28 protein-coding genes are annotated in these 25,839 nt (G+C 71.2%); 8 read left to right on the top strand and 20 right to left on the bottom strand.

The window, feature by feature from the left end:
* Window positions 1-14 precede the first annotated feature (14 nt).
* The 3 genes from ACYVLJ_RS11165 to ACYVLJ_RS11155 are packed head-to-tail and all read left to right on the top strand — an operon-like array spanning window position 15 to window position 2,444.
* Complete coding sequence (locus ACYVLJ_RS11165; RefSeq protein WP_460438531.1) at window positions 15-953, top strand: ArsR/SmtB family transcription factor; 939 nt, start codon at window positions 15-17, stop codon at window positions 951-953.
* 3 nt (window positions 954-956) lie between these two features.
* Window positions 957-1,760 (top strand): tyrosine-protein phosphatase, encoded by an 804-nt coding sequence (locus tag ACYVLJ_RS11160; RefSeq protein WP_460438530.1) that lies wholly within the window; start codon window positions 957-959, stop codon window positions 1,758-1,760.
* 48 nt (window positions 1,761-1,808) lie between these two features.
* On the top strand, window positions 1,809-2,444 hold the full coding sequence (locus ACYVLJ_RS11155) for an MBL fold metallo-hydrolase (RefSeq protein WP_451969686.1): 636 nt from the start codon (window positions 1,809-1,811) through the stop codon (window positions 2,442-2,444).
* 20 nt (window positions 2,445-2,464) lie between these two features.
* Here the strand turns inward: ACYVLJ_RS11155 and ACYVLJ_RS11150 are convergent, their stop codons facing one another.
* On the bottom strand, window positions 2,465-3,400 hold the full coding sequence (locus tag ACYVLJ_RS11150; RefSeq protein ID WP_460438529.1) for a Rossmann-fold NAD(P)-binding domain-containing protein: 936 nt from the start codon (window positions 3,398-3,400) through the stop codon (window positions 2,465-2,467).
* Between the two features lie 90 nt (window positions 3,401-3,490).
* Between ACYVLJ_RS11150 and ACYVLJ_RS11145 the strand changes: the two genes are divergently transcribed.
* Window positions 3,491-4,096, top strand: a complete 606-nt coding sequence (locus tag ACYVLJ_RS11145) for a TetR/AcrR family transcriptional regulator (RefSeq protein ID WP_451969690.1) — start codon at window positions 3,491-3,493, stop codon at window positions 4,094-4,096.
* A gap of 65 nt (window positions 4,097-4,161) precedes the next feature.
* On the opposite strand, the gene ACYVLJ_RS11140 is transcribed toward ACYVLJ_RS11145, so the two are convergent.
* The 3 genes from ACYVLJ_RS11140 to ACYVLJ_RS11130 all read right to left on the bottom strand — a co-directional run bounded on the left by ACYVLJ_RS11140 (window position 4,162) and on the right by ACYVLJ_RS11130 (window position 6,328).
* A complete protein-coding gene (locus tag ACYVLJ_RS11140; protein WP_451969691.1) occupies window positions 4,162-4,857 on the bottom strand; it encodes a DUF2334 domain-containing protein in 696 nt (231 codons plus the stop codon).
* A gap of 96 nt (window positions 4,858-4,953) precedes the next feature.
* Window positions 4,954-5,418: an NADPH-dependent FMN reductase gene (locus ACYVLJ_RS11135; protein WP_451969693.1), complete on the bottom strand. Its 465-nt coding sequence runs from the start codon at window positions 5,416-5,418 to the stop codon at window positions 4,954-4,956.
* Window positions 5,339-6,328: a phosphoribosylaminoimidazolesuccinocarboxamide synthase gene (locus ACYVLJ_RS11130; protein ID WP_460438528.1), complete on the bottom strand. Its 990-nt coding sequence runs from the start codon at window positions 6,326-6,328 to the stop codon at window positions 5,339-5,341. The genes ACYVLJ_RS11135 and ACYVLJ_RS11130 overlap by 80 nt, the downstream gene beginning before the upstream one ends.
* A 47-nt stretch (window positions 6,329-6,375) precedes the next feature.
* Here ACYVLJ_RS11130 and ACYVLJ_RS11125 point away from each other — a divergent pair, with 47 nt between their 5' ends.
* Window positions 6,376-7,182, top strand: coding sequence for an SAM hydrolase/SAM-dependent halogenase family protein (locus ACYVLJ_RS11125; RefSeq protein ID WP_451969905.1), 807 nt, complete (start codon window positions 6,376-6,378; stop codon window positions 7,180-7,182).
* Here the strand turns inward: ACYVLJ_RS11125 and ACYVLJ_RS11120 are convergent.
* The 13 genes from ACYVLJ_RS11120 to ACYVLJ_RS11060 form a co-directional block, all read right to left on the bottom strand.
* Window positions 7,065-7,946 carry an MOSC domain-containing protein gene (locus tag ACYVLJ_RS11120; protein ID WP_460438527.1) on the bottom strand — a complete coding sequence of 294 codons (882 nt, stop codon included), beginning with the start codon at window positions 7,944-7,946 and terminating at the stop codon, window positions 7,065-7,067. The two genes, ACYVLJ_RS11125 and ACYVLJ_RS11120, sit on opposite strands and share 118 nt — an antisense overlap.
* Before the next feature lie 59 nt (window positions 7,947-8,005).
* Window positions 8,006-8,749: an amino acid ABC transporter ATP-binding protein gene (locus ACYVLJ_RS11115; RefSeq protein WP_460438526.1), complete on the bottom strand. Its 744-nt coding sequence runs from the start codon at window positions 8,747-8,749 to the stop codon at window positions 8,006-8,008.
* A complete protein-coding gene (locus ACYVLJ_RS11110; protein WP_451969700.1) occupies window positions 8,746-9,507 on the bottom strand; it encodes an amino acid ABC transporter permease in 762 nt (253 codons plus the stop codon). The genes ACYVLJ_RS11115 and ACYVLJ_RS11110 overlap by 4 nt, the downstream gene beginning before the upstream one ends.
* Window positions 9,508-9,514: 7 nt before the next feature.
* On the bottom strand, window positions 9,515-10,291 hold the full coding sequence (locus ACYVLJ_RS11105) for an ABC transporter substrate-binding protein (RefSeq protein WP_460438525.1): 777 nt from the start codon (window positions 10,289-10,291) through the stop codon (window positions 9,515-9,517).
* 7 nt (window positions 10,292-10,298) lie between these two features.
* A complete protein-coding gene (locus ACYVLJ_RS11100) occupies window positions 10,299-11,066 on the bottom strand; it encodes an ABC transporter substrate-binding protein (RefSeq protein WP_451969704.1) in 768 nt (255 codons plus the stop codon).
* A gap of 1 nt (window position 11,067) precedes the next feature.
* A complete protein-coding gene (locus ACYVLJ_RS11095) occupies window positions 11,068-11,886 on the bottom strand; it encodes an ABC transporter substrate-binding protein (protein WP_451969705.1) in 819 nt (272 codons plus the stop codon).
* A 115-nt stretch (window positions 11,887-12,001) separates the two neighbouring features.
* Window positions 12,002-13,432 (bottom strand): lyase family protein, encoded by a 1,431-nt coding sequence (gene purB, locus ACYVLJ_RS11090; RefSeq protein WP_460438524.1) that lies wholly within the window; start codon window positions 13,430-13,432, stop codon window positions 12,002-12,004.
* Between the two features lie 22 nt (window positions 13,433-13,454).
* Complete coding sequence (locus tag ACYVLJ_RS11085; RefSeq protein WP_460438523.1) at window positions 13,455-14,366, bottom strand: N-acetylmuramoyl-L-alanine amidase; 912 nt, start codon at window positions 14,364-14,366, stop codon at window positions 13,455-13,457.
* Window positions 14,363-14,716 carry a hypothetical protein gene (locus tag ACYVLJ_RS11080; protein ID WP_460438522.1) on the bottom strand — a complete coding sequence of 118 codons (354 nt, stop codon included), beginning with the start codon at window positions 14,714-14,716 and terminating at the stop codon, window positions 14,363-14,365. The genes ACYVLJ_RS11085 and ACYVLJ_RS11080 overlap by 4 nt, the downstream gene beginning before the upstream one ends.
* Entirely contained in the window at window positions 14,713-15,564 is an 852-nt protein-coding gene (locus ACYVLJ_RS11075) for a DUF4380 domain-containing protein (protein WP_460438521.1), read from the bottom strand. The genes ACYVLJ_RS11080 and ACYVLJ_RS11075 overlap by 4 nt, the downstream gene beginning before the upstream one ends.
* Window positions 15,558-16,703 (bottom strand): D-galactonate dehydratase, encoded by a 1,146-nt coding sequence (gene dgoD, locus ACYVLJ_RS11070; RefSeq protein WP_460438520.1) that lies wholly within the window; start codon window positions 16,701-16,703, stop codon window positions 15,558-15,560. The genes ACYVLJ_RS11075 and dgoD overlap by 7 nt, the downstream gene beginning before the upstream one ends.
* 14 nt (window positions 16,704-16,717) lie before the next feature.
* Window positions 16,718-17,401, bottom strand: coding sequence for an SDR family NAD(P)-dependent oxidoreductase (locus ACYVLJ_RS11065; RefSeq protein ID WP_460438519.1), 684 nt, complete (start codon window positions 17,399-17,401; stop codon window positions 16,718-16,720).
* Window positions 17,402-17,415: 14 nt separating this feature from the next.
* Window positions 17,416-19,455 (bottom strand): hypothetical protein, encoded by a 2,040-nt coding sequence (locus ACYVLJ_RS11060; protein ID WP_460438518.1) that lies wholly within the window; start codon window positions 19,453-19,455, stop codon window positions 17,416-17,418.
* Window positions 19,456-19,568: 113 nt separating this feature from the next.
* On the opposite strand from ACYVLJ_RS11060, the gene ACYVLJ_RS11055 reads away from it, so the two are divergent.
* From ACYVLJ_RS11055 to ACYVLJ_RS11045, 3 genes are read left to right on the top strand one after another with little or no spacing between them, the layout of a single operon-like run.
* The gene (locus ACYVLJ_RS11055; RefSeq protein WP_451969717.1) at window positions 19,569-20,483 is read left to right on the top strand and encodes a sugar kinase; all 915 of its coding nucleotides are present in this window, start codon (window positions 19,569-19,571) and stop codon (window positions 20,481-20,483) included.
* Window positions 20,480-21,097: a bifunctional 4-hydroxy-2-oxoglutarate aldolase/2-dehydro-3-deoxy-phosphogluconate aldolase gene (locus ACYVLJ_RS11050; protein WP_451969719.1), complete on the top strand. Its 618-nt coding sequence runs from the start codon at window positions 20,480-20,482 to the stop codon at window positions 21,095-21,097. The genes ACYVLJ_RS11055 and ACYVLJ_RS11050 overlap by 4 nt, the downstream gene beginning before the upstream one ends.
* Entirely contained in the window at window positions 21,090-22,088 is a 999-nt protein-coding gene (locus ACYVLJ_RS11045; RefSeq protein WP_460438517.1) for a lactonase family protein, read from the top strand. Before ACYVLJ_RS11050 ends, ACYVLJ_RS11045 begins: the two co-directional genes overlap by 8 nt.
* Here ACYVLJ_RS11045 and ACYVLJ_RS11040 read toward each other — a convergent pair.
* The 3 genes from ACYVLJ_RS11040 to ACYVLJ_RS11030 are packed head-to-tail and all read right to left on the bottom strand — an operon-like array spanning window position 22,040 to window position 25,838.
* Window positions 22,040-24,109 (bottom strand): alpha-galactosidase, encoded by a 2,070-nt coding sequence (locus ACYVLJ_RS11040; RefSeq protein WP_460438516.1) that lies wholly within the window; start codon window positions 24,107-24,109, stop codon window positions 22,040-22,042. The two genes, ACYVLJ_RS11045 and ACYVLJ_RS11040, sit on opposite strands and share 49 nt — an antisense overlap.
* Window positions 24,106-24,924: a carbohydrate ABC transporter permease gene (locus ACYVLJ_RS11035; protein WP_460438515.1), complete on the bottom strand. Its 819-nt coding sequence runs from the start codon at window positions 24,922-24,924 to the stop codon at window positions 24,106-24,108. Before ACYVLJ_RS11035 ends, ACYVLJ_RS11040 begins: the two co-directional genes overlap by 4 nt.
* Window positions 24,921-25,838, bottom strand: coding sequence for a carbohydrate ABC transporter permease (locus tag ACYVLJ_RS11030; RefSeq protein WP_460438514.1), 918 nt, complete (start codon window positions 25,836-25,838; stop codon window positions 24,921-24,923). The genes ACYVLJ_RS11035 and ACYVLJ_RS11030 overlap by 4 nt, the downstream gene beginning before the upstream one ends.
* Window position 25,839 lies beyond the last annotated feature (1 nt).

Raw genomic sequence — 25,839 nt, 5'->3', positions numbered from 1 at the left:
AGGACGAATCGGCGATGATCGAGCTGGTTCTGACCGCGGCCGGCGCCCAGCGCGTCCGGTTCGCGATTTCGCCGCTGGAGGAGGTGCTCGGCGCCGTCCAGACGCTGCTCGGCGTCCGCGGCCACCCGGTGAACCTGCCGTGGGCGACCGGCGTGCCCGCCCTCGACGTGCCCGAGCTGACCGCGGTCTTGAGCGCGCGGCACTACATCACCGAGTTCCTCAGCCCGCCGCCCACCAGCCCGGAGACGACGGCGGAAGCGCAGCTGCGCGCGGTCCGCGCGACACCGCCGCACCAGGTCGCGCTCGAGCTCGGGATGGTCGACGCCGACCTTTCGCTCCTGCCGGAAGACCCGGCGGCCGCGCGCGACCTGCTGGCCGACCAGCTCGAGACGGTGTGGCACACGCTGCTCGCGCCGGAGTGGCCGCGCCTGCGCGAGCTGCTGGCCGCGGACATCGCGTTCCGGACGCGGCAGCTGGGTTCGGGCGGCATCGTCGCGATGCTCGAGGAGCTCCACCCGCGCGTCCGGCTTTCCGGGACGTCCGTCCTGATCGACGTCCGGGCGCGCGAACGGCTGGAGATCGACTCGCGCGGACTGCTGCTGATCCCGGCCGTGTTCGCCTGGCCGAACGTCGGGGTCGTGACGGTCCCGCCGTGGCAGATCTCCCTGCTCTACCCGGCTCGCGGGGTGGCCTCCCTGTGGACGTCGGCCACGGCGCCACCCGAACCGCTGGCCGAGGTGCTCGGCCGGACGCGGGCGTTGCTGCTGGCCGCGCTCGACCGGCCCGCGGCGACCACGGAGCTGGCCCGGCGCCACGGCCTGGCCGCCGCGACCGTTTCCGCGCACCTCACGGCGTTGCGTGCGGCGGGCCTGCTGGCGTCGGAACGCCGCGGCCACCGGGTGCTGTACCGGCGGACCGAGCTCGGCGACGCGTTGCTCACCGGGAAACTCTGACGCATGGGCGATGCTCGTCGGATGGACACGAGCCGGGCAGTGGACTGGGAAGGCTTCTTCAACACCCGGGACCTCGGCGGGCTGCCGACTCGATCGGGGCAGCCGACCCGCCGCGGCGCCTTCTTCCGGGCGGCGGACCTGCGCTTCGCGACGGCCGCGGGCTGGTCCCGCGCGCACCGCGCCGGCGTTCGCACCGTCATCGACCTGCGCAACCCCGACGAGATCCGGCCGACAGCGGACGACCGGACAGCCCTGGCGGGTTCGGCGCAGTTCGCGCCCGCGACGGCCGGAGCGCCGGCTCCGCCGGACATCGACCGCGTGGAGGCGCCCCTCGACGACATCGACGACCTCGAGTTCTGGCGCCGCATCAACGAGGCACGGCTGAACGGCACCCCGTTCTACTACCCGCTCTTCCTCGAACGGAAAGCCGATCGCTGCGCGGCCGTCATCCAGGCGATCGCGCGGTCGGGCCCCGGCGGGATCCTGTTCCACTGCGGCGCCGGGCGCGACCGGACCGGCCTGGTGGCGCTGCTGCTCCTGGCCCTGGCCGGCGTCGAACCCGGCGCGATCGCCGCGGACTACGACCTCTCGGCCGGGGCACTGCCGGGGCTGTTCGCCAAGATGGGCGTCGCGGACCAAGGACCGGTCATCGAGTCGCTTCTCGCCGAGCGGGAAACCACGACGCGAGCCCTCATCCTGAGCACGCTCGACGGCTTCGACGCGGAGCAGTACCTGCTCGCGGCGGGCGTCGGCCGCGCCGACCTCGACGGCGTCCGGCACCGGCTCCTCGGCACGCGGCCCGCCTGACGAAGCAGGACTAGGCTGGAATCGTCCACGTGCGAAGGAGAAGCATCGATGCGTATCGTCCATTTCGGACACGCCTGCCTGTTGCTGGAGACCGGCTCCGAGCGGATCCTGATCGATCCCGGCGCGTTCTCCACGGGCTTCGAGGGTGAGCGCGAACTGTCCGCCGTGCTGGTCACCCACCAGCACTTCGACCACCTGGACGTCGACCGCCTGCCGAAGGTCCTCGAGGCCAACCCGGACGCCAAGCTGATCGTCGACCCGGGCTCGGCGCCCGAGATCGAGAAGCTGGGCCTGCCGTTCGACGTCGCGAACGTCGGCGACGCCTTCGCCGTCGGGGACACCTCGATCAAGGCCGTCGGCGGCGAGCACGCCGTCATCCACGCCGACATCCCGGTGATCCCGAACATCGGCTACGTCTTCGACGACGGCGCGTTCTTCCACCCCGGCGACTCGTTCTTCGTGCCCGAGCAGAAGGTCGACGTGCTGGGCCTGCCGACGGGCGCGCCGTGGCTGAAGGCCGGCGAAGCGGTCGACTACCTGCGCGCCGTGGCGCCGCGGGTCGCGGTGCCGATCCACGAAGCCGTGCTCGCCAACCCGGCCCTGCACTACGGCCTGTTCGGCAACCTCGCGCCGGAAGGCACCGAGGTCAAGGTGCTCGACCGGGCCGAACCCGCGAAGTTCTAGTCCTCGCGGCGTGCCGGTCACTACGCCGGCACGCCGCACAACTCGGCCGCACCACGCCACAGCTCCTCCTCCCGCTCCTCGTCGTAGGACTCCTTCGACGACGGCACCACCACGCCGCGGTCGAGGTACGCCCCGGATTCAGCCGGCCTGGGTACGGTCATCGCCGCGGCTAGCTTGGCGCCCGCGGTCTGCGGGCTCGACGCGATGGGTGTCGCCCACAACGCCGGGAGCAGCCACCGGAACCCGAAGCGCTGGATCGCGCTCGCGTCGCGGACCAGGCTGGTGCCCGGGACCAGCCGCGGGGTGTACGCGTAGAAGTCGATCCCGGGCAGCCGCTTCGCGAGCGCGTGCACCAGGTACTGCACGCCGAGCTTGCTGGTCGAATACGCCCGGCGGCCCGCGGTCACCGTTCCGGCCTCCGGACCGGTGCCCGGCTTGGCGAGACTGCGCGTGCCGGTCCAGTGCGGCGCCGGGACGAGGCCGAGGTTGTGCCGGAAGTCGCCGAAGTGTGACTCGCTGCCGGTGACCACGACGCGCGCGCCCGGCTCGAACCGGTCGGCGAGCAGGCGCAGCAGCAGGTAGTTCGCGAGGACGTTGATCCCGAACGTGGCCTCGAACCCGTCCGCCGTCGCCTTCGTGGCCGACGCCATCTGCACGCCCGCGTTGGCCAGCAGGCCGGCCAGCGGCGGGATCTCCCCTCGGTCGAGCAGTTTCCGCACGTCTTCGGCCGCTTTACGCACCTCCGCCAGGGAGCCGAGGTCGCACGACACCGCGCGGACGTTCGGGTTTCCCGTGCTCGCGGCCAGTTCACGCGTGAGCCGCCCGCCGGCCTCCTCGCCGCGCACGAAGACGAGCAGCAACTGGTCCGGCCGGTCGCGCAGCAGTCGTTCCGCCGCGGCCCGGCCGAGTCCCCGGCTGGCGCCGGTCATGAGCAGTGTCTTCGCCGGTTCGGTCATGACTTCGCCCCTTCACTCGATCAGGTACCCGATTCGAATTGGTACTCAGTACCGTAGCGGACTCGATACCGGTTCCGCTAGTCTGTGTTCATGAAACAACGCCCCTCGCTGCGGGAACGGAAGCAGAAGCAGGCCCGCGAGCAGATCGTGGAAGCGGCCTTCCAGCTGTTCGCGGAGCGCGGCTTCACCGATGTCACGGTCACGGACATCGCCGAACGCGCAGAGGTGGGGCGCACGACGTTCTTCCGGTACTTCGGTGACAAGCAGGAGGTGGTGTTTTCGGACGAGCAGGAGTTACTGGACCACCTGGCCGAGCGGCAGCGGGCGCTGCCGGGCGAGGCACCCCAGAGCCTTCCGGAGGCTCTGGACCAGGTCCGCGGCCTGGTGCTCGACGTGTGCGCGGAGGCGACGGCGGATGCCAGGCACTACGAAATGCACCAGCGGCTCGTGGAACAGAACACGGAGCTCAAGGACCGCAGCGCGCGGAAACTGCAGCGGTTCGCCGAGCTGGGCGAGGCGATCCTGCTGGAGAGAGGCGCGCCTCGGGAGGTCGCGGTACTGGCGGCGCAGATCGCCGTGGCCTGCTACCAGGCCGGAAGCCGGCTCGCCGGCGCCGACGCGGGCGCGCTCGCACCGGCGGTCGACACGGCCTTCGGACGGCTCGACGTGCTCCTCGACCCGAACCCGGCGCACTGATCCAGCCCCGGGCTCGAACCCCCGGCAGGGGGCGATGATTGACAACTCCAGAGAGAAACGACGACTCAGGCCGCGACCGCGCGCAGCGAACCGTAGGTCGCGCCGAACGCCCGGTTCTCCAGCGCGACGTCGACCGCGTCGAGCAACGCCTGCCGGAGGCCGGGGCGGGTGAGGTCCGCGGCCTCCGCCCCCAGCCGGACCAACCCGCCCCGGCGAGCCGAGCGCGCGGCGGCGAGGACGAGCGCGAAGCAGCGGACCGTCTCGGTCCGGTGCGACTGGCTCGTGAACTCCTGCACGCGCGCGCGGCGCACCTCGCCCGTCACGAGGTCGCGCACCGCACCGAGGTCCGCGCACAGGCGGAAGCCGTGCTCAGCCAAGGCTTGCAGCGTGCCCTGGGAAGCGATCCAGCGCGGCGGCGCAAAGCCGTCGACCGAGAGGCCGGCGTTGTCCAGCGCGGCCTTCGCGGCGATCAGCCGGAGCCTCGCTTCGTGGGCCGGCAGCGTCGCGAACTCCGCCTTCTTGCCCAGGTACACCGTGCGGTGCGTGGGCGCGACGGTGTGGTCGTACCCGTGCAGCAGCACGGAATCTCCCCTGCGGGCGCGGGTGCGCACCCACTCCGTCACGGGGCCTTCGCCGGTGCGAGCGGCGTACAGCACGGACAACGGGACCTTGCGGCGGTCGAGCTCGGCCGCGAGGTCGGCGCACCGGTGCAGCGTGCGCGGGGTGATTCCCGACAGCGAAACCAGCAAGCGAGCGTCCACCCCACCATTGGGACGCACCCGTCTGACGCTCCCGTGAACTGCGTAGAACGGGCGAGCGTCCGTTGCCGTAAGGCTCCGGACGGGCTCCTCGGACGCTCAAACGCCCTCGCGCAGGCGCTGCACCGCCACCGCGATCCGGCCACGCAGGTCGGGGTCGGCGACCTGGCCGTCGGCGACGTCCGCGCGGGAGACCGGAATCCGCGCGCAGGCGTCCTCGACGATGCGGGCGCCCGCGTACGTCAGCACCTTGCGCAGCGAGTCGTGGGCGTCGCGGCCGCCCGTGGGCGCCGCTATCGACGACGCGTTGATCCACGCCACCGGCTTGCCGTACATCTCGCCTCCGCCGACCGTCCAGTCCAGGAGGTTCTTGAACGAGCCCGGCAGGCCGCCCGCGTACTCGGGCGTGCAGACCATGATCGCGTCGGCTTCCTTGATCGCTTCCCGCAGCTCGGCGACGGCCGGGGGCAGCGGGTCGCGGTCGTCATCCGGGTTGAAGTGCGGCAGGTCGGCAAGTCCGGGGTACGTCTTGCTCGCGGTGAGCGTCGCGACGGTCCCCAGCACCGCCGCGTTGCCCGAGCCTGCCCGCAGGCTGCCGCAGATCAGCAGGATCACGGGGCCAGTCTGCCAGGGAAAGGCCCGTGACGCGGTGGTACGCCTCGAGGTAGCGGTCGCGCGTGGCGATCACCACGTCGGGCGGCAGCGGGGGCAGCTCGGACACGCAGTCCCAGCCCGATGACGGGCCGACCAGCCAGTCGCGCACGTGCTGCTTGTCGAACGACGGCCGGCCGGGCCGGTGGCCGCCGGCCGGCCAGTAGCGCGCCGAATCCGGGGTCAGCAGCTCGTCGGCGAGCACGAGTTCGCCGTTCGCGCGGGTGCCGAACTCGAACTTGGTGTCGGCCAGCACCAGGCCCTGCTCGGCGGCGCGCGCGGCGCCCCGGCGGTAGAGCTCCAGCGACGCTTCGCGGACCTGCTCCGCGAGCGGGCGGCCGAGGATGGCCGCGAAGGTGTCGAAGTCGAGGTGCTCGTCGATCTCGCCGGGTCGTGCCTTGGTGGACGGCGTGAAGATCGGCTCGGGCAGCCGGTCCGACTCGGCCAGCCCGGGCGGCAGCGCGATCCCGCACACCGACCCGGACCTGCGGTACTCCGCGTACCCGCGGCCGGCCAGGTGGCCGCGGACGACGGCCTCCACCGGCAGCATGCGGAGCCGCTCGACCAGCAGCGCGCGGCCGCGGAAGGCCTCCGGGATCAGGGGGCCGTCACAGGCCACGAAGTGGTTCGGGAGGACGTCGGCCAGCTCGCGGAACCAGAACACGCTCATCGCGGTGAGCACCCGGCCCTTGTCCGGGACCACGGTGGGGAACACGTGCTCGAAGGCGGAAATGCGGTCGGACGCGACGATCAGCAGGTGGTCGTCGCCCACGGCGTAGAGGTCGCGGACCTTGCCGGTCGCGAGGGTGGGGAGGGGTGTCACGCGCTGAACCCTAACGGGCACCCTCCGCCACCATGGATGATGCTGCCATGGCCTTCGACTGGATCTCGGTGACCACCGACTACGGCCTCCGCGACGGCTTCGTGGCGGCCTGCCACGGCGTGATCGCGCGGCTGGCGCCCGCCGTGCGGGTGATCGACGTGACGCACGAGGTACCGCCCCAGGACATCCGGCACGGCGCGATGGCGCTGGCCCAGACCGTGCCCTACCTGCCGGAAGGGGTGCACGTCGCGGTCGTCGACCCGGGGGTGGGCACCGCCCGGCTCGGGGTGGTCGTGGTCGCCGGTGGCGGGCTGCTCGTCGGACCGGACAACGGCCTCCTGCTGCCGGCCGCGCACGCGCTGGGCGGCGTGCGGGCGGCGTACGAGCTGACCGAGCCGTCGCTGCGGCTGCCGGTCACGTCGGCGACGTTCCACGGGCGGGACGTCTTCGCGCCCGCGGCGGCGCACCTCGCGCTGGGGGTGGCGCCGTCGGACTTCGGTGACCGCGTCGACGAGCTCGTCGAGCTGCCGGAGCCGTTCGTGGCGGCGTTCCCCGGGAAGCTGGTGTCGGAAGTGCTGACCGTCGACCACTTCGGCAACGTCCAGCTCGCGGCGACGCCGGCGGACCTGGAGCTCTCGGGCCTGTCCGGCGCGGTTTCGGTACACAGCGAGCGTGTCGCGGTGACCACCGAGATCGGACGGACGTTCGCGGACGTGCCGGCCGGAGCGAGTGTGCTCTACACGGACTCCGCCGGGCGGCTCGCGGTGGCCGTCAACGGGGGTTCCGCGGCCGCTGTGCTCGGGCTCGGGCCCGCCCAGGAGTGCACGATCACCTCGTCGCCGACCGCGAGCTGACCGGGGCGCACCACCGCGGCCTTCATGCCGAACGTCACCCCGCCTTCCGGGTGACGTCGGTACGAAGCGAGCGTGCGGATCGGCTCCGGGCCGGCCTTCTCGCCGGTCTCCTGGTCGACCATCGGCACCGTGCAGCGCACGCACTGCTTGGCGTAGCCGAACTCGGCCGTGCCCGCGGTCATCGTCCGGACCTCGTCCTCGGTGTGCGGCTCCAGCCAGCCGGAGACGATCACGTTGGGGCGGAAGCGGTCCATCGGGACCGGTTCCGCGCCGCGTTCGAGGATGCGCGAGTTCAGGTTGTCCAAAGAGGACTCCGATGCGACGAGCAGGGCGTGGCCGTCGGCGAACGCGGCGGTGCCCGGGGTTTCGCCGCTGGTGACGCGCTCGTGGTCGGGCGCGACCCCGATGAGCACCGACGGCAGGCCGAGCAGGTCCGAGAACCATTCCGCGGCCTCGGCGCCCTGGTGGATGCCCGTGCCCTGCCAGGAGAACGTCGAGCCCGGGTGGCGCGGGCCGTCGTGCCGGATGTCGAAGACGAGGTCTTCGCGGCCCGGTGCGGACAGCGCCAGCCGGTCGCCGAGCACCTGCGGCCGCACGGCGGCCAGGCCCGGGTGGCGGCGCTGGCTGCGGAAGTCGCCGTCCGGGGCGACGACCTGGAAGACGCGGTCGTGCGCCAACCCGGCCGGGCCGACCTCGGCGGCTGGCACCGAGGTGCCGGCACAGCCTTTGACCGGGTAGTACGTCAGCCGCGCGATCCTCGCCATGTCCGCAGGCTACCTGCGGACATGGCGCCCAGGCGCCCGGTTTTCACGGCGAGCGGTCGTCACAGCACCTGAGATAAGAAGCGCTGCAGGCGAGGGCTCTGCGGGTCGTCGAAGAGCTGGGCGGGCGGGCCCTGCTCGACGATGCGGCCCGCGTCCATGAAGGCCACCTCGTCGGCCACGCTGCGGGCGAAGCCCATCTCGTGCGTGACCACGATCAGCGTCAGCCCGCGCGAGGCGAGGCCCGCCATCAGGTTCAGCACGCCCTTCACCAGCTCCGGGTCCAGGGCGCTGGTGGCCTCGTCGAACAGCATCACCTCGGGGTCCATCGCCAGGGCCCGGGCGATCGCGACGCGCTGCTGCTGGCCGCCGGACAACGCGCTCGGCCGGTACGGTGCCTTGTCCGCGAGGCCGACCTCGGCGAGGCGGGCGCGGGCGATCGCCGTCGCCTCGTCCTTGCCGACCTTCTTCACACTGCGCAGCGGCAGCACGATGTTGTCCAGCACGGTGCGGTGACCGAAGAGGTTGAAGTGCTGGAACACCATGCCGACGCGCTGGCGGAGGGCGTCGGGGTCGGCCTTGATCACGGACTCGCCGTCGAGCAGCAGGTCGCCGGAATCGGGTTCCTGCAGGCGGTTGACGCACCTCAGCAACGTCGACTTGCCGGAGCCGGACGGGCCGATCACGCAGGTCGTCCTGCCGCTCTCCACCTTCAGGTCGACGCCGCGGAGGACCTCCAGCGTGCCGAAGGTGACGTGGATGTCGCGCAGCTCCACGCTGGACGACCGCACCTGGGTCGCGGTCACGAGACCACCTTCCCGCTGGCGAGCAGGTCCAGCTCGTCGTCGCCCGGCTCGTCGGCGCGCACCTTGCGGCCGGTCCGGAGCTTCTTGTCGATGTAGTTGACCAGGTGCGTCAGCGGCACCGTGATCACCAGGAAGAACACACCCGCGGCGACCAGCGGCGACAGGTTGCCGGTGTTCGCCGCGAGGTCCTGGCCGATCCGGAACAGCTCGCGCTGGCCGGCCAGCAGGCCGAGGACGTAGACGAGGCTGGAGTCCTTGACCAGGGCGATGAACTGGTTGACCAGCGCGGGCAGCACCCGGCGCACGCCCTGCGGGATGATCACCAGCAGCATCGCCTTGGTGTAGCTCATCCCGAGCGCGCGGCTGGCTTCCAGCTGTCCTTTGTCGACGCTCTGGATGCCGGACCGGAAGATCTCGCCGATGTAGGCGGCGGCGATCAGGGACAGCGCCAGGATGCCCATCGGGTACGGGTTCGTGCCCACGACGTTCCGCGCGAGCGTGCCGAGCCCCTGGCCGATCAGCAGGATCGTCAGGATGGCCGGCAGCCCGCGGAAGATGTCCGTGTAGACCCGCGCGGGCCACCGCAGCCACCACTTGGTCGACAGGCCCATCACCGCCAGCACCATGCCGAGCACGGTGCCGATCAGCGCGGACGTCACCGACAGGATGAGCGTGTTCAGCAGACCGGTCTTCGCCAGGTCCGGGAGGACCTGCGAAATGTAGTCCCAGTCCAGGAAGGTGTTGACGAAGTCGTCCATTGTGGAACTACTGCCCCGCCTTGAACTCCGCCGGCACGGGCGCGGTGGGCTCGAACTGGTCGTGCACCTTGACCCACGTGCCGTCCGCGATGACCTTCTTCAGGCCGTCGTTGATCTTGTTGATCAGCTCGGTGTTGCCCTTCTTGAAGGCGAACCCGTGCGGGATGGTCGTGGTGATCGCCTTGGTCACCTTGAGCTTCGCCTCGGCGTTGTTCTTCGCGTAGTCCTCGGCGGTTGCCTGGTCGAAGACGGCGCCGTCGATCGCGCCGGTCTTGAGGGCGTTGAGGGCGGCGGCGTCATTGGGGAAGCGGACGGCCTGCGCGGTCGGCGCGTTCGAGCCGAGCCAGGTGTCCGACACCGTGCCCTGGACGACGCCGATCCGCTTGCCCGCCAGGGAGTTCTCGTCGGTGATGCCCGCGGTCTCCTTGGCCTCGATGCCCAGCGCCTGGTAGTTGTACGGCGCCGAGAAGTCGACCGTCTTCTTGCGGGCCTCGGTCTGGGAGATCGCCGAGCTGCCGATGTCGAACGTGCCGTTCGCGACCTGGCCGAGCAGGGCCGAGAACTCCGTCGCGGCGAACTCGAGCTTCAAGCCCTCCTTGGCCGCGATGGCCTTCAAGAGCTCGTTGTCGAAGCCCGTGTAGTTGCCGTTCTCCTGGTAGGCGTTCGGCTTCGAGTCGCTCAGCGTGCCGACGCGCAGGGTGCCGCTGCCGCTGTCCGAACCGCCGCACGCGGTCAAGGCGGCGAGCAGCGTCGCGGTGAGCGCCGTGACCAGTGTCTTCTTCATGCTTCTCCTAACCCTGGAACCCGGCCGGCACCGGAGCGGTCGGCAGGAACTGCTGGTGCAGCTTAAGCCAGGTCCCGTCGGAGATCACCTGCTTGAGCCCGTCGTCGATCTTGCCGAGCAGCTCGGCGTTGCCCTTCTTCACCGCGAAGCCGTGCGGCACGTCCGTGACGAAGCTCTTGACGACGACCAGCTTGGCGTCCGGGTTGTCGGTGACGTTCTTCTCGGCGATGCTCTGGTCGAGGATGTACGCGTCGACCGCGCCGGTCTTCAACGCCGTCAGCGCGGCGGCGTAGTCCGGGAAGCGCACCGCCTGGGCAGCCGGGACCGTGCTGGTCAGCCAGTGGTCGCCGACGGTCGCCTGGATGACCGCGACGCGCTTGCCGGCCAGGCCCTTCTCGTCGGTGACCGGCGTGCCCTGCTTGGCCTGGATGCTCATGGTCTCGAAGTCGTAGGCCGCGGAGAAGTCGACGGTCTTCTTGCGCTCGTCCGTCTGCGCGATCGCCGAGCTGGCGAGGTCGAACCGGCCCGACGCGACCTGCCCGAGCAGCGCCGAAAAGTCGGTCGCGGCGAACTCCAGCTTCAGGTTCTGCTTGGCCGCGATGGCCTTGAGCAGCTCGTTGTCGAAGCCGGTGTAGTTGCCGTCCTTGAGGTAGACGTTCGGCGGCGCGTCGCTCAGGGTCCCGACGCGCAGGGTGGTGCTGCCGCTGTCCGACGCCCCGCCGCACGCGGTCAGTGCGAGTGCGGCGGCCACCACCGTGACGATCAGCTTCTTCACGTCACACACCCACGTTCTTCACGACGAGGCCGGGCCCGCCCTGCTGGAGTTCCTTCGACAACGGGGTGTTCTTGTAGAACTGCCCGTAGATGCGGGCGACCGTACCGTCCGCGATGGCCTTCTGCAGGCCGTCGTTGAGCTTGTTCAGCAGGTCCGTGTTCTTCTTGGCGACCGCGAACGCCGACGGCGTGTCCTTGTCCTCGACGGTGTAGCCGAGCTCCAGCGGGACCGCGGGGTTCTGGTCCAGGTACTTCTTGCCGATGTCCTGCGGGACGACCCAGCCGTCGAGCGTGCCGTTCTTCAGCTGCGCGAAACCGGCGTTGTAGTCCGGGAAGCGGACGACCTGCGCGCCCGCGGTCTTGCCGGCGAGCTCGTCCTGCACCGAGCCCTGGACGACGCCGAGCCGCTTGCCCGACAGCGCGGCGACGTCCTTGAGGTTCGCGCCCTTGGCCGTCACGATCGTGGTGAAGCCGGTGTTGTAGCCGTTGGAGAAGGCGACCGTCTTCTTGCGGGCCTCGGTGCTGGAGATCGTCGAGCTGCCGATGTCGAACTTCCCGCTGGCGACACTCGCGAGGAGGCTGGAGAACTCCGTGCCGACGAACTCGACCTCGAAGCCTTCCCGCTTCGCGATGTCGCGCAGCAGCTCGTTGTCGTAGCCGGTGAACCGGCCGTTCTCCAGGTAGATCGACGGCGGGGCATCGCTCAGGGTGCCGACGCGCAGGGTGGTCGCCCCCGCGTCGGAACCACCGCAAGCGGCGAGGGTCAGCGTCAGCGCGCCCGCGGTGAGGACGGCGGTGATGGTGGACAGCGTGGATCTCATCGCTTCTTCCATGGTGAGGACATGCGCTTCGCAGCGCTCCGTGGGTCAGCGATCGAGATTAGGGATTTCGCCCGTTCGAGTGGATTCGTTCCATTCCGTGGACGGGTGCGTCAGCTCACAGGATCGGCTGGGGCGCATACCCCGCGGCCTCCGGGAACCGCTCGAGCACCTCGGCGACGCGCGCGGCCACCTGCTCGACCTGACGGCCCGCCGTCCCGGTGAACGAGATCCGGTCGGCGAGCAGTTTGTCGAGCTCGCCGCGGTCGAGCGGGATGCGCTCGTCGGCCGCGAGCCGGTCGAGCAGGTCGTTTTCGGCGAGGCCGCGCTCACGCATTTCCAGGGCGACGGCGACGGCGTTCTCCTTGATGGCTTCGTGAGCGGTCTCACGGCCGACGCCCGCCCGGACCGAGGCCATCAGCACCTTCGTCGTGGTCAGGAACGGCAGGTAGCGATCAAGCTCACGCTCGATCACCGCCGGGAAGGCGCCGAACTCGGCCAGGACCGTGAGGAACGTCTCCAGCAGGCCGTCGAGCGCGAAGAACGCGTCCGGCAGCGCGACGCGGCGGACGACCGAGTCGGAGACGTCGCCCTCGTTCCACTGGTCGCCGGCCAGCTCGCCGATCATCGACAGGTAGCCGCGCAGCACCACGGCGAGGCCGTTCACGCGCTCGCACGAGCGGGTGTTCATCTTGTGCGGCATGGCGGACGAGCCGACCTGGCCGGGCTTGAAGCCCTCGGTGACCAGCTCGTGGCCCGCCATCAGCCGGATCGTCTTGGCCAGGCTGGACGGCGCAGCGGCGACCTGGACCACAGTGGACAGCACGTCGAAGTCGAGCGAGCGCGGGTACACCTGGCCGACGCTGACGAACCGCTGCCCGAACCCGAGGTGCCGCATCACGCGGTCCTCCAGGTCGTCCAAAGTGGACTCGTCGCCGAGCAGGTCGAGCATGTCCTGCGCGGTGCCGACCGGGCCCTTGATGCCGCGCAGCGGGTAGCGCTCGATGAGGTTCTCGAGCCGGGCGAAGGCGACGAGCAGCTCGTCGGCCGCCGTGGCGAACCGCTTGCCCAGCGTGGTGGCCTGCGCGGCGACGTTGTGCGAGCGCCCGGCCATGACGGTGTCGGCGTGTTCGACCGCGAGGGCGGCCAGCCGCGCGAGCACCGCCGCGACGCGCGTGCGCATCAGCTCCAGCGAGCGGAGCAGCTGGAGCTGCTCGACGTTCTCGGTGAGGTCGCGCGACGTCATGCCCTTGTGGATGTGCTCCTGGCCGGCGAGGTCGCTGAACTCCTCGATGCGCGCCTTGACGTCGTGACGGGTGACCCGCTCCCGGGCGGCGATCGACTCGAGGTCGACGTTCTCGAGGACGCCCTGGTAGGCCTCGACGACGCCGTCGGGCACGTCGACGCCGAGGTCCTTCTGCGCCTGGAGCACGGCGATCCAGAGCTGCCGCTCCAGGACGACCTTCTGCTCCGGCGACCAGAGCCGGACCAGCTCCGGCGAGGCGTAGCGGGCGGCGAGCACGTTCGGAATGCGGGGCTTGTCCGTCACGCCCTCACGATACCTGCGCAGGTCAGCCGGGCCGCACGTCGGACGCCTTCACGTAGACGAGCCGGTGGTTGTAGGAGAGCTGGAGGTACGTCGCCGCACCGGTGACCAGCGTGTGGTTGGCCGGGACGTCCGCCGGGTCGAACCGCGCGTAGTAGTTCTCCGCCCGGAACTCCCCGGTGACGACGTAGCGCTGGCCCGCGGGCAGCGTCCAGGGGACGGCACCGACCGTCCAGATCGGGTCGAACGGGATGTCCGACGGGTACTCGGCCTGCTCGGGGAAGGCGCGGCCGTACAGCGGCGCCGGGGAGGACACCGTCGCCAGCCGGGCGCGGGCCGGAACGGTCACGCGGTGGCCCGGGTTCGCGAACCACGCCTGCTGGCCGCCGTACCAGATCGCCGTCCAGTCGCCCTGCTCACCGGCGAGCGCGTACGTGCGGCCCGCGACGGCTTTGTCGCTCCAGTCGTCGATCGCCGTCGTGCCCGGCGAGCCGTCCGGGTGCACCACGGCGTCGGTGATCAGCGGCGAGGCCTCGTCCGGCGCGGTGTGCAGGTAGACGAAGTTCGCGCCGTGCGCGGGCAACGGCGTGCAGGTGCTGCCGGTGCAGGTGGTCATCGGCGGCTGGTCGGCCGCGTAGTCCGGGTTGATCGTGACGGCCTGGTCGCCACCCGGCCGGGCCGGCGCGCCGAGCAGGTCCATGTAGTGGTTCCAGTCCCAGTACGGACCCGGGTCCCAGTGCGCAGCGGCGAAGTTCGCCGTGCGCTCGCGCGAAACGTCCTCGTGGCCCAGGATGTGCTGCCGGTCCAGTGGGATGTGGTACTTCGCCGCCAGGTGGCGCACCAGGTCCGCGGAGGCGCGGTACATCTGCTCGGTGTACCAGGTGCCGCCCTGCGCCGCGACGCCTTCGTGCTCGATGCCGATCGAGTGCTCGTTCATCGTCCAGTTGCCGGCGTGCCAGGCGACCTCGATCCGCTCGACGGCTTCTGGAAGGTCGCGATGGCCTGGTCGTACGGGCTCGCGCCGCTGCCGGGGACGCTTTCGGTGTCGTGGATGACGATGTACTGGATCTTCTGGCCGTCGGCGGGCCGGTCCGCCGGGTCGTAGTTGCCGTAGTCGTTGGCGTTGCCGTGGTCGTCGCTCGCCCAGTCGTACGCCGCCGGCACGAAACGGCAGTCCAGGTTCGCCGGGCACTCCGGGGCTTCGCCGGCGTGGGCGGTGACGGGGACGGCGGCCGAGAACACCAGCGCGAACACCGCGGCGGTCAGGCTTTTGACGGTGAAGGTCACACGTCATCCTCCCGGACCGTGGCGCGAAGGGACAACTCGGCCGAAGCGCCCGGCGCCAGCGTCGTCAGCGGCCCGAGGACCTCGAGTTCGACGATCCGCGCGGGCGGGTCGAGGTCGCCCAGCTCGGCCAGCGGCGACGGCAGCGGGTGCTCCAGCCAGATCTCCAGCGGCGAGCCCCGGTCCGGGTACTCGCCGGCCGGGTCCACGGCGAACGAGAGCGTCAACGCGCCGTAGGACACCCAGCCCGCGGTGCCCGGCACGCCGAGCTTGCCGACGACGTCCTGCGGCGGCACGACCAGCCGGTCACCGTCCACTGTGTACTCCGGCGTACCGGTGCCGGACACCAGCGCGACGACGTCCGGCCGGGCGAGGCCCGCCGTGACCGTGCCGCCGCCGGGCAGCTGCGTCACGTTCCACAGTGCCCACCGGACCGGGTGCCTGGCCGTGTTCGAGGCGCGCAGGTCCAGCCGGTAGCCGTCGTCGAGGATCGTGATCGCGCGGGTGAGGCGCAGGCCGGTGCGCGGGTCCGGGGCGCTGGTCATGGTCACCGTGTCGCCGTCGACGACCGCGGTGTACGGGCCGGAGTCGAGGACCGGGTCCGGCGGGCCCGCCCATTCCCGCGGTCCGGACCAGCCCTGCGGCGCGGGCCACGTCTTGTCGCCTCCGTAGTTGACCCAGTCGCCCATCCGGCCGGAGTTCGGCGCGTACTCACCGCGGAGGTCGTCGGCCAGGAGATCGGCGTTGCGCCAGAGCAGCTCCACGCCCCGACGGGAAACCGAAAGCAGTCGGCCGCCGAGCTCCGGGACCAGCCCGAGCCGCAGGTCGCCGCGCTCGAGCCAGGTCACCATTCGGCGAGACCGCCGTCGTCGTGCCGCCACACCGGCGAACGCCAGCTGTGCCCGACCTCGTCGGCACGGCGGACGGCCGCTTCGTCGACCTCGATGCCGAGCCCGGGTTCGAGCGGACGCGCCGCGTAGCCGTCCTGGAAGGCGAAGACGGACGGATCCACGAGGTACTGGTGCTCCTGACCTTCGTGGTAGTGCATGCCGACGCTCTGTTCCTGGATCAGGAAGTTCGGCGTCGCGAAGGCGACCTGCAGCGACGCTGCGAGGGAAATCGGCCCGAGTGGACAGTGCGGGGCGAGCGCGGCGCCGTACATCTCGGCCAGCGCGCCGATGCGGCGCAGCTCGGAGATGCCGCCGGCGTGTGACGGGTCCGGCTGCGCGACCGCGACCCCGGCGTCGAGCACCGGCTTGAACTCCCAGCGCGAGTACAGCCGCTCGCCGACCGCGATCGGCACGGTCGACGCCTCGACGATCGACCGCAGCGCGTCGCCCTGCGTCTCCGGCAGGATCGGCTCTTCGACGAACATCGGCTGGACGTCTTCGAGCAGCTTCACCAGCCGGCGCGCCATCGCGGGCGAGACGCGGCCGTGGAAGTCGATCGCGAGGTCGCGGTGCGGGCCGAGCACCTCCCGCGCTTCCCACGCGCGCGCCACCGCCGCGTCGGCTTCGGCGGGCGACGTGATCGCGGTCAGCGGGCCGGCGACGTTCATCTTCACCGCCGTGAACCCGGCCTCGACCTGCGCGGACACCGCTTCGCGGATGCCGGACGGCCGGTCACCGCCGACCCAGCTGTAGACCCGGACGCGATCGCGCACCGGGCCGCCGAGCAGTTCGTGCACGGGCGCGTCGCGGACCTTGCCGGCGATGTCCCACAGCGCGTGGTCGTACCCGGCCAAGGCACTGGAGAGCACCGGCCCGCCGCGATAGAACCCGCCGCGACGCAGCACCTGCCAGTGGTCCTCGATGCGCAGCGGGTCCTGGCCGATCAGCAGTTCGGACAGCTCGTGCACGGCCGCGCGCACGGTCTCCGCGCGGCCCTCGACCACGGGCTCGCCCCAGCCGCTGACCCCCTCGTCCGTGCTGACCTTGAGGAACAGCCAGCGCGGCGCGACCAGAAACGTTTCAACTCCGGTGATCTTCACCCGTTGTCCCCCATCTACGCGGAATCCTTGGCGGCGGACCAGCCGCCGTCGACGGTCAGCTCGGCCCCGGTGACGAACGACGCCGCGTCCGACAGCAGGAACGCGATCACGTTCGCCACCTCGTCCGGCTGCCCGAGCCGGCCCGCGGGCGTCGCCTGGGCGCTGCGCTCGCGGTCTTCCGGCGAGATGCGGTTCCAGGCCTCGGTGAGCACCGGCCCCGGCAGCACGGAGTTGACGCGCACGCCGGGGGCGTATTCGACGGCCAGCTGCCGGGCCAGCGCGACCAGCGCGCCCTTGCTCGCGGCGTACGCGGGGTGGCCCGGCAGCCCGAAGTGCGCGTGCACCGACGAGACCAGCACGACCGCGCCGCGCCGCGCCCGCAGCGACGGCAGGCAGGCCTTCAGGGCGAGGTACGTGCCGGTCAGGTTGACGTCGAGCTGGCGCTCCCACTCGGCCCGTCCGATCTCGTGCAACGGCCCGGTGCTGGGCACGTAGGCGTTGCTGACCAGGGCGTCGACCTCGCCGATGGCGGCCCACGTCGTCTCGTCGCTGACCGATCCCCGGATCGGCACCACACCGTCGGGGAGTTCGGCGATGTCCACGCCCAGCACGCGGTAGCCGTCGTCGAGGAGCTTCCGGGCCGTCGCCAGCCCGATCCCGGACGCCGCTCCGGTCACCACCGCCGTACGCGTGGACATCGCCTTCTCCGTTCCTAGAACTTGGCTACGTGGACATGGTCGTCCGGACCCCGCGCGGCGAACCACAGCGACGCGCCGTCCGACGCCGCGCCGAGGGTGCCCACGATGCTCCCGCTCGGGTACTCCGGCCGTTTGAACCAGCCGGCCCACGAGCCGGTCCAGTCATTCGCCCACAGCGTGTAGTCGCTCGCGGACGCGGTCAGCGCTACTTTCGCGCCGGCCGCGACCAGCGTCGGGCTGCTGCTGACCGTGCCGCCGATGGACGTCCAGTCCGACCACGTGCCGCCGGTCTTCGTGCGCACCCAGACGCTGTCGTCCGCGGTCCGGACCGCGACGACCGTGCCGCTGCTCGACGTCGCCGCGCCCGGCCGGCCGTAGATCGGCTTGCCGCCGGGGGCGCCGAGACCGGACCACCGGCCGTCCGCGGTCCGCTGCCAGACCTGCCCGTCGGCACCGCGGACGAAGACCGTGCCGTCGCTGGTCACGGACGGCGAATCGGTGAGCGTGCCGCCGAGCCGCTGCCAGGCGCCCCAGCGCTGGGCGTAGCCGCGCTTGTAGAGGGCGTTGTCGAGGCCGCGGACGTAGACGTCGAGGCCGGCCGGCGTGGCGATCGCGGCGGGCTGGCCGAGGAACCTGCCGCCGACCTGACGCGGCCCGTCCAGGCCCGTGACCTGCAGCGACCCGCCCTGGTCGCGGAAGAACGTGACGGTCTTGCCGCCGGTGCGGACGATCGCCGGGCTCGCCGACGCGGTCCCGCCGAGGTCGTCGCCGGGGACGAGGTCGGTGCCGTGCAGGCGCAGGAACGCCGTGCCGTGCGCGGGCACGGTGACCGCGTACGAGCCGGTCGCGCTGCCGCGGTCGGCGCGGGCACGCAGGTCGCGAACGGACACCCGGCCGCTGAGCCCCGCGTCGGCGAAGTTCAGCGTCATCCGCGTCGGCGCCGCGCCGCGGTTGAGCAGCACGACCGCCCGGTCGCCACGCTGGGAGAGGACTTTGCTGTAGGTGTCGGTGGTGCCGGTCGTGGCGACGCGGACACCCTGGATGCCCAGCCGGTCCTGGTTGACGCCGATGATCTCCGGGTTCTTCAACGTCTTCAGCATCGACGCGGGCAGCGTGCGCGGGTCCGAGCCGAGGATCAGCGGGGAGGCCATCTCCGACCACATGACGAACTGGGTGGTCGACTCCTCCTCGTTCAGCTCGTACGTGCCCTGCTCGGTCTTGCGCATCGGGATGAGGTAGTCGGGGTCGTTGTAGTGGCCCGGCCCGTTCGCCTCGGGGTGCGCGGCGTTGGCGTCCATGTTGCGCAGGACGTCCGCCCAGATGCCCTCGTACGGCGTGCCGAAGGCGATGTCCGTGCTGGTGCGCCAGGAGTCGGCGACGAGCGGGCCGTAGCTGTAGGCGATGCCGGCGACCTGGTCGGGCCCGTGCGGGGTGCCCCACTCGTCAGTGACCGGGTTGCAGACGTTGAGCACCATCGGCCGGCCCGCCTTGGCGAGGGCCTGGCTGAACTGCGTGAACGCCTCGGCGGGCTTGAGGTTCTGCGCGATGCCGCAGAGGAAGTCGACCTTGACGGCGTCGAACTTCCAGCTCGCGAACCGCTTGGTGTCCTGCTCGTAGTAGCCGCCGGAGCCGGCCGCGCAGTTCTTGCCGTCGGAGGCGCCCGCGTCGGTGTAGATGCCGGCCTTCAGCCCGCGGTCGTGCACATACTGGACCAAAGTGGACAGTCCACTCGGGAACTTCGCGGCGTCCTCGTGCAGGTTCCCCTGGGCGTCACGCGGGTCCGGGGCGGTCCAGCCGCCGTCGATCCAGACGTAGCGGTAGCCGGCGTCGCGCAGGCCGCTGGAGACGAGGAAGTCCGCGACGGACTTCACCGACGCCTCGCTGGGCGCGCCGAGGCCGTAGTAGGTGTTCCAGCCCATGTACGGGGTCTTCGCGACCCCGCTGTCGTAGTAGTCGGGTGCGCCTTGGTCCACGGCCGGGGTCGCTTGGGCGGGAGCCGCGGTGACCGCGGCCGCCATCGCGGCGACCACCGCCAGAGTTCTCTTGAAGAGCATGTGCCGGACGCCTTTCTCCGGTGAACTGCGAGCCGGGAGCAGCATGCCGGGGCGGCTCCATCTCCGTCAAGAATAAATCCTAAATTAAGATTTCACGCGCTATGCTGTCCGCGATGAACACCGAAGTCGTCACCCTCGGCGAAGCGATGCGGTTGCTGCTCGCCGAGCCCGGCGTCGCACTGCGGCGCGCCCGCACCTTCACGTCGTCCGTCGCCGGCGCCGAGACCACCGTCTCGGTCGGCCTGGCCCGGCTCGGCCACCGCGTTCGCTGGCTGAGCCGCGTCGGCGGCGACCCGTCCGGCACGCACGTGCTCGCGACCCTGCGCGCCGACGACGTCGACGTCTCGCGCGTCGAAGTCGACCCGGACGGCTTCACGGGGTTCCTGATCCGGGACACCGAGACGGTCGAGTACCACCGAAGCGGCTCCGCTGCTTCGCGTCTCTCCGCCGCGTACGTGCGCGAAGCGGGTCTCGACGGCGCTCGGCTCGTCCACGTCTCGGGGATCACAGCGATGCTGTCGTCCGACGCGCGCGAAGCCGTCGAAGCGCTCTTCACGCTCGCACGTGCTTCGGGCGCTTGGGTGTCCTTCGACCCGAACGTCCGGCTGAAGCTCGCGCACCCGGACCGCTGGCGCGACACCGTCGGGCCCTTGCTGAGCAGAGCGGATCTGGTCTTCGCCGGCGAAGAAGAGCTCGAACTGCTCGGGCAGACGCCGGACGCGCTGCTCGCGGGCCGGGCGCAGACGGTGGTCGTCAAGCAGCGGGACAAGGTCGCGCGGGCGGTCACGGCGGACGGCTCGTGGGCCCAGCCGAGCCTGGTCACCCGGGTCGTCGACGCCGTCGGCGCGGGTGACGCGCTGACCGCGGGGTACCTGTCGGCGTGGCTGCGGGGCAGCGACCCGGCCGGGGCACTGCGCGCCGGCGCGGCCTGCGCGGCACTGGTCGTCGGCCGGCGGACCGACCTCGAAGGCCTGCCTGACCGGCGCGAACTCACCAAGACACTGCTCGGCACGGAGGTGGACCGATGACCTATCGCTGGGAAGTCACGGCGAACGCGCTACGCCAGGGCGTCGTCGGGATCGTGCGCACGCACGACGCGGAGTCCGCGGTGGAGGCCGCGCGCGCGGCCCTGGAAGCGGGGCTGCGCTCGATCGAACTGCCGCTGACGAACCCGGGCGCGCTCGACGCGATCTCGGGGCTTTCCGCGGCCTACCCGGACGCGACGATCGGCGCCGGCACGGTGCTCGACGAGGCGTCGGCGGTGCTGGCGATCCGCGCGGGCGCGCGGTTCCTGGTGTCGCCGTCGGTGGACGCGGCGGTGATCCGCACCGCTCACCGGTACGGCGCGGCGGCGTTCCCCGGCGCGGGTTCGGTGACGGAAATCGTGCGGGCGCTGGAAGAAGGCGCCGACGCGGTGAAGGTGTTCCCGGCTTCGGCGTTGCGGCCGTCGTGGGTGAAGGACGTGCGGGCGGCGCTGCCACAGGCGCCGTTGGTGCCCACCGGCGGCATCGGACCCGAGGACGTGCCACAGTGGCTGGCGGCGGGCGCGGTGGCCTGCGGGGTCGGCTCGGCGCTGACCCGCGGCACCACCGCGGAGATTTCCGCCCGGGTCGAGACGCTGGTGAGGAGCGCGCATGGCTGAGCTGGTCTTCGTCGGGTGCTACACGGGTGACGCGGGGAACGGCCGCGGGATCACGACGTTCTCGCGTGCCGCCACCGGCGAGTTGCGCGAGGTGGCTTCGCTGCCGCTGGAGTCACCGTCGTGGCTGGTGCGCCACCCGTCGTTGCCCGTGCTGTACGCCGTGAACGAGACGGCGACCGGCTCGGTGACGGCGTTGTCGATCTCGCCCTCTGGCGCGCTGTCGGTGCTGGGGACGGCGGAGACGGGCGGCGCGCACCCGTGCCACCTGGCGGTGACGCCGGACGGCCGGTTCCTGCTGTGCGCCAACTACACCGGCGGCAGCCTGGCGGTGTTCTCGCTGTCGTCGTCGGGCGCGGTCGTTTCCCGCACGGCGCTGGTCCAGCACACCGGCAGCGGCCCGGACGCCGCCCGCCAGGAGGCGGCGCACGTCCACATGGCGGTCCCGGGCGACGGCATCGTGAGCGCGGTCGACCTGGGCACGGACGAAATCCGCAGCTACACACTGTCTTCGTCAGGCACCCTCGAGCTGCTCGCGGTGTCGCCGATGCCGGCGGGCACGGGCCCGCGCCAGCTGGTGCGCCGGCCGGGCACCGACCTGGCGTACGTGGTCGGCGAGCTGGCGGGCACCGTGGTGACGGTCCGCGAGACCTCGCCGGGGGCGTTCGAGGTCGTGTCGGTCACGCCTTCGACGCTGTCTGCGGTGACACCGAACCTGGTGGCCCACCTGGAGCTGAGCGACGCGCGCATGTACGTCTCGAACCGCGGTCCGGACTGCGTGACGGAGTTCGCCCTGGACGAAGCGTTGGCTGTGGCCGACCAGCCGTGCGGCGCGAACCCACGGCATTTCGCCCTGGTGGACGGGACGTGTTACGTGGCGGCCCAGTCGGATGACGCGGTCACGGCGTTCACGTTGACGGCTTCGGGGGAAGCGGACTTGAAGTACTACCCGACCGGCTCGCCGACCTTCGTGCTGCCGGTTTCGCTGCCCTGACGTCGGAGCACGACCACATCCGCGTCGTGTGAGGCGGTCCAGTCGAACGGGAGGCCCGCGTACTTCAGGTGCGCACCCGAGTAGCGGGCGCCCGACTCGTCCACATAGGACGAATCCGGGTGCACATCGAGCCGCACTCGGGATGAGCGCGCCGGGGTCAAGGGGGCGCCGGTCAGTGGGCCCGTGCTCCACGCCAGCACGACGAGCGTGTCGCCGTCCTCGGACGTGTACTGCGTTGCCGCCGTCGGAGATGTCGGGCCCGCCAGCACCCGTGTGACGCCGTGGTGGATGACGTCGCGGATCTCCTTGTACACGCTTATCAGCGACGCTGCTTCCGCGTGCTGGGAGGGTGTCCACCGCGAGAGGTCCGCGCCGATGCCCAGGACTCCGGCCATCGCCGTCACGAAGCGGAACCGCAGGGACCGGGGGCGCGGGTCGAAGGTGCCCGGGGCGTCCGTCACCCACGAGCTCATCAGGTGCGGTGCGTGCATCAGCAGGAACCCGTCCTGGATCGCGAGGCGGTCCAGGGGGCCCGTGTTGTCGCTCGGCCACACGACGTCCGTGCGCGCGACCGTCGCCAGGTCGGTGCGGCCGCCGCCGCCTGCGCACGCCTCGATCGTGACGTGCGGGTGTGCCGTGCGCAGGTGGTCCAGCACCGACAGGTAGCCGGCCACGTGCTCGGCGTCCAAGTCCGCGTGCGGGGCACCCGGGCGGCCGCGCTCGGTCGGCGGGCGGTTCATGTCCCACTTCAGGTACGAGATCGGGTATGTCGTGAGCAGGGAATCCAAAGTGGACTTGACAAACGAGACGACTTCCGGGAGGCCGAGGTCCAGCAGCAGCTGGTTGCGGATCAGCGTCAGCGGACGCCCGTCGATCCGGTACACCCAGTCCGGGTGCGACGCGTAGAGCCGCGACTTCGGGCTGACGGCCTCGGGTTCGACCCACAGCCCGAACTCCAGGCCCAGCTCCCGCACCGCGTCGACGAACGCGCCGAACGACTCCTCCGCGGGCGTCCAGTCGCCCAGGCCGCCCGTGTCGTCGTCGCGGCCGGTGAACCAGCCGTCGTCGACCACGAACAGCTCGACGCCGATGTCCGCCGCCCGTTTCGCCAGCTCCAGCTGGGGTGCGCTCCGGACGTCGAATCCGGTCGCCTCCCAGGAGTTGTAGAGCACCGGGCGCGGCCGCCGCCACCGTGAACCGGCCAGCACGCGGTCGTAGTCGTGCCACACCGCAGCCAGTCCGGCGAGTCCGTCCACACTGGACGCCAGCGCGACCGCCGGGGTCGCCAGCGAAGCTCCGGGTTCCAGGACGACCGGTCCCGGCGAAGGCAGCCGGCCGGCCCGGACGCGGGTCAGGCCGGAGGGCTCCACGTCGGCTTCGACGGACCACGAGCCCGGCCATTCCAGCGAGACGCCGTACGCGGGACCGCCGGAGGCGTCCTGCACCGCCAGCCACGGGACGTGCGCGTGCCCGGGGACCCCGAACCGGCTTTCCATCCGGAACCCGCCCGCGGGCAGGGAAACCGTCCGCCGGGTGAACTCCTGCGACCACTGCCCGGTCAGGTAGGTCAGCCGGGCACCGGACACCGTCGGCACGCACACCCCCGCGGAGCCGAGGCGGTCGAACTCCAGTGGCGCGGAACCCGTGTTCGTGAACTCGACCCACCGCGTGAGCACGTCCGTTTCGGGCACCGGCCGGTAGCAGAGCGTCGCGCGCAACCCCGAGACTTCGTCCACAAAGGTCAGCCGCACCGAGTCGGCCGAAGAAGCCGAGTCGAACCGCCACCACGAGCCGCCGCGGACCGAGACGTCCGCGCCGGAGAACGGGCGCAGGCCCAGCGGGGCGTATTCGACCGGCGCCGCGTCGGCCTCGGTGATGAAGTGGACCGCACCGGCGTTGGTGAACACCGACGGCCCGTCTTCGACCCCGTGCGGGCCCCACGCGACGAGTTCGGCCCACCGCGAAGAAGGGTCCAGTGCCACCGTGTAGGACGTCGTCGCGAGCCGCACGGTCCACGTCACTTGATCGCCCCGATCGCGAGTCCGGAAATGAAGTGCTTCTGGAAGCGCAGGAACACCGCGACCGTCGGGACGGCCGCGATCACCGAGCCGGCCGCGATGACGTTCCAGTTGGACACGTACTGGCCCTGCAGGCCGAGCAGCGCCGGCGTCACCGGCATCACCGTGCCGGTGCGCAGCACGGTGATCGACCACAGCAGGTCGTTGAACGTCCAGGTGAACGCCAGCGCGCCCAAGGCCGCCAGTGCGGGACGGGTCATCGGCAGGATGATCCGCCAGAAGATCTGCGCGACGCCGGCGCCGTCGATCAGCGCCGCCTGCTGGATCTCGCCGGGGATCGAGCGCATGAACCCCTGCAGCACGAACGTGTAGAAGCCGAGCCCGAACCCGACCTGCACGACGATCAGCGCGGTGAGCGTGTCGTAGATGCCCAGCAGTTCGGCCAGCTTCGCCACCGGCACGAGCAGGATCTGCGGGGGCAGCAGGTTTCCGGCCAGCATCACCAGGATGATCGTGCGGCGGAACGGGATCCGGTACCTGCTGAGCGCGAAAGCTGCCGCCGAACTCAGCAGGAGCGCGAGCAGCACGGTCGGGATCGTCACGACGAGGCTGTTCAGCATCGCGTGCCCGCCGCCGCCGTCACCCCACGCCTGCCCGAAACCGTCCAAGGTGAACGACCCCGGCAGCGCGCCGAGACCGTTCGACGCGATGTCCGAAAAGGACCGGACGCTCGTCGTCAGCACCAGCAGGATCGGCAGCAGCCACAGCACCGCGAGCCCACCGGCCAAGAGGTGGAAGCCGAAGGTCCGCGTCTTCACGAGTCCTCCCGGAAGGCACGCACGAGGTAGGTCACGATCACGCCGAACGCCAGCACGAAGATCACCACGGCCAGCGCGGACGCGTAGCCGAGCCGCAGCGACTGGAACGCCGTCGCGTACATGTACGTGCTGAGCAGCTCGGACGAGTGGTACGGCCCGCCCTTCGTCATCGACCACACGACGTCGAACGAGCGCAACGAGTCGATGATGATCACGGACAACACCACGGAGTTGACGCTGCGCAGCTGCGGCCACGTCACGTTGCGGAACTGCTGCCAGGCCGTGGCACCGTCCAGTTTGGCCGCTTCGTACAGCACCGGGTCGATCCCCTTCAGCCCGGCCAGGTACAGCACCATGACGTAGCCGAGCTGCCGCCACAGCGCCGGGACGAGCACCGCGTACAGCGCGGTCTTCGGGTCGGCGAGCCACGAATGCTGCCAGCTGCCGAGCCCGACCGCGCCGAGCACCTTGTTGAAGACGCCGTCCGGCTGGTAGATCACCTGCCAGATCAGCGACGTCGCGACCAGCGAAAACACCACCGGCATGAACAGCGCGGCCCGGTAGAACCCCACGCCGCGCCGTTCCCGCTGCAGCAACGTCGCCAGCGCGAGCCCGCCGACCGCCGAGAGCCCGCCGAAGAGCACGAGCCAGATCACCGTGTCCAGGGCCGCGGTCTTGAAGATGTCGTCGGAGAACATCTCGGCGAAGTTCCCGAGGCCGACGAAGACCGGTGCCGAGACGCCGTCCCAGTTCGTCAGCGCCAGGTAGAAGCCCTGCAGCGCCGGCCAGAACACCCAAAACCCCTCGACCACCAGGGGCACCAGGACGAAAGCCAGCAGCACGGGCGAGAGCCGGCAGCGGGTTCTACGCACTTTCGCCGCTATCTTCGGCCGGTCCGCGGTCAGCACCGCCATG

The organism is Amycolatopsis stemonae (assembly GCF_054781455.1).
This window is presented reverse-complemented; position numbering and strand designations above follow the sequence as displayed.

Bases quoted from the DNA above. Each gene is read 5' to 3' on its own strand.
- ACYVLJ_RS11060 (WP_460438518.1), bottom strand. From the start codon at position 19,455: ATGCTCTTCAAGAGAACTCTGGCGGTGGTCGCCGCGATGGCGGCCGCG.
- ACYVLJ_RS11120 (WP_460438527.1), bottom strand. From the start codon at position 7,946: ATGGCGAGGATCGCGCGGCTGACGTACTACCCGGTCAAAGGCTGTGCC.
- ACYVLJ_RS11160 (WP_460438530.1), top strand. From the start codon at position 957: ATGGGCGATGCTCGTCGGATGGACACGAGCCGGGCAGTGGACTGGGAA.
- ACYVLJ_RS11095 (WP_451969705.1), bottom strand. From the start codon at position 11,886: ATGAGATCCACGCTGTCCACCATCACCGCCGTCCTCACCGCGGGCGCG.
- ACYVLJ_RS11045 (WP_460438517.1), top strand. From the start codon at position 21,090: ATGGCTGAGCTGGTCTTCGTCGGGTGCTACACGGGTGACGCGGGGAAC.
- ACYVLJ_RS11075 (WP_460438521.1), bottom strand. From the start codon at position 15,564: ATGGTGACCTGGCTCGAGCGCGGCGACCTGCGGCTCGGGCTGGTCCCG.
- ACYVLJ_RS11150 (WP_460438529.1), bottom strand. From the start codon at position 3,400: ATGACCGAACCGGCGAAGACACTGCTCATGACCGGCGCCAGCCGGGGA.
- ACYVLJ_RS11030 (WP_460438514.1), bottom strand. From the start codon at position 25,838: ATGGCGGTGCTGACCGCGGACCGGCCGAAGATAGCGGCGAAAGTGCGT.
- ACYVLJ_RS11125 (WP_451969905.1), top strand. From the start codon at position 6,376: ATGGCCTTCGACTGGATCTCGGTGACCACCGACTACGGCCTCCGCGAC.
- ACYVLJ_RS11105 (WP_460438525.1), bottom strand. From the start codon at position 10,291: ATGAAGAAGACACTGGTCACGGCGCTCACCGCGACGCTGCTCGCCGCC.
- ACYVLJ_RS11155 (WP_451969686.1), top strand. From the start codon at position 1,809: ATGCGTATCGTCCATTTCGGACACGCCTGCCTGTTGCTGGAGACCGGC.
- ACYVLJ_RS11145 (WP_451969690.1), top strand. From the start codon at position 3,491: ATGAAACAACGCCCCTCGCTGCGGGAACGGAAGCAGAAGCAGGCCCGC.
- ACYVLJ_RS11065 (WP_460438519.1), bottom strand. From the start codon at position 17,401: ATGTCCACGCGTACGGCGGTGGTGACCGGAGCGGCGTCCGGGATCGGG.
- ACYVLJ_RS11050 (WP_451969719.1), top strand. From the start codon at position 20,480: ATGACCTATCGCTGGGAAGTCACGGCGAACGCGCTACGCCAGGGCGTC.
- ACYVLJ_RS11110 (WP_451969700.1), bottom strand. From the start codon at position 9,507: ATGGACGACTTCGTCAACACCTTCCTGGACTGGGACTACATTTCGCAG.
- ACYVLJ_RS11165 (WP_460438531.1), top strand. From the start codon at position 15: ATGATCGAGCTGGTTCTGACCGCGGCCGGCGCCCAGCGCGTCCGGTTC.
- ACYVLJ_RS11055 (WP_451969717.1), top strand. From the start codon at position 19,569: ATGAACACCGAAGTCGTCACCCTCGGCGAAGCGATGCGGTTGCTGCTC.
- ACYVLJ_RS11085 (WP_460438523.1), bottom strand. From the start codon at position 14,366: ATGAACGAGCACTCGATCGGCATCGAGCACGAAGGCGTCGCGGCGCAG.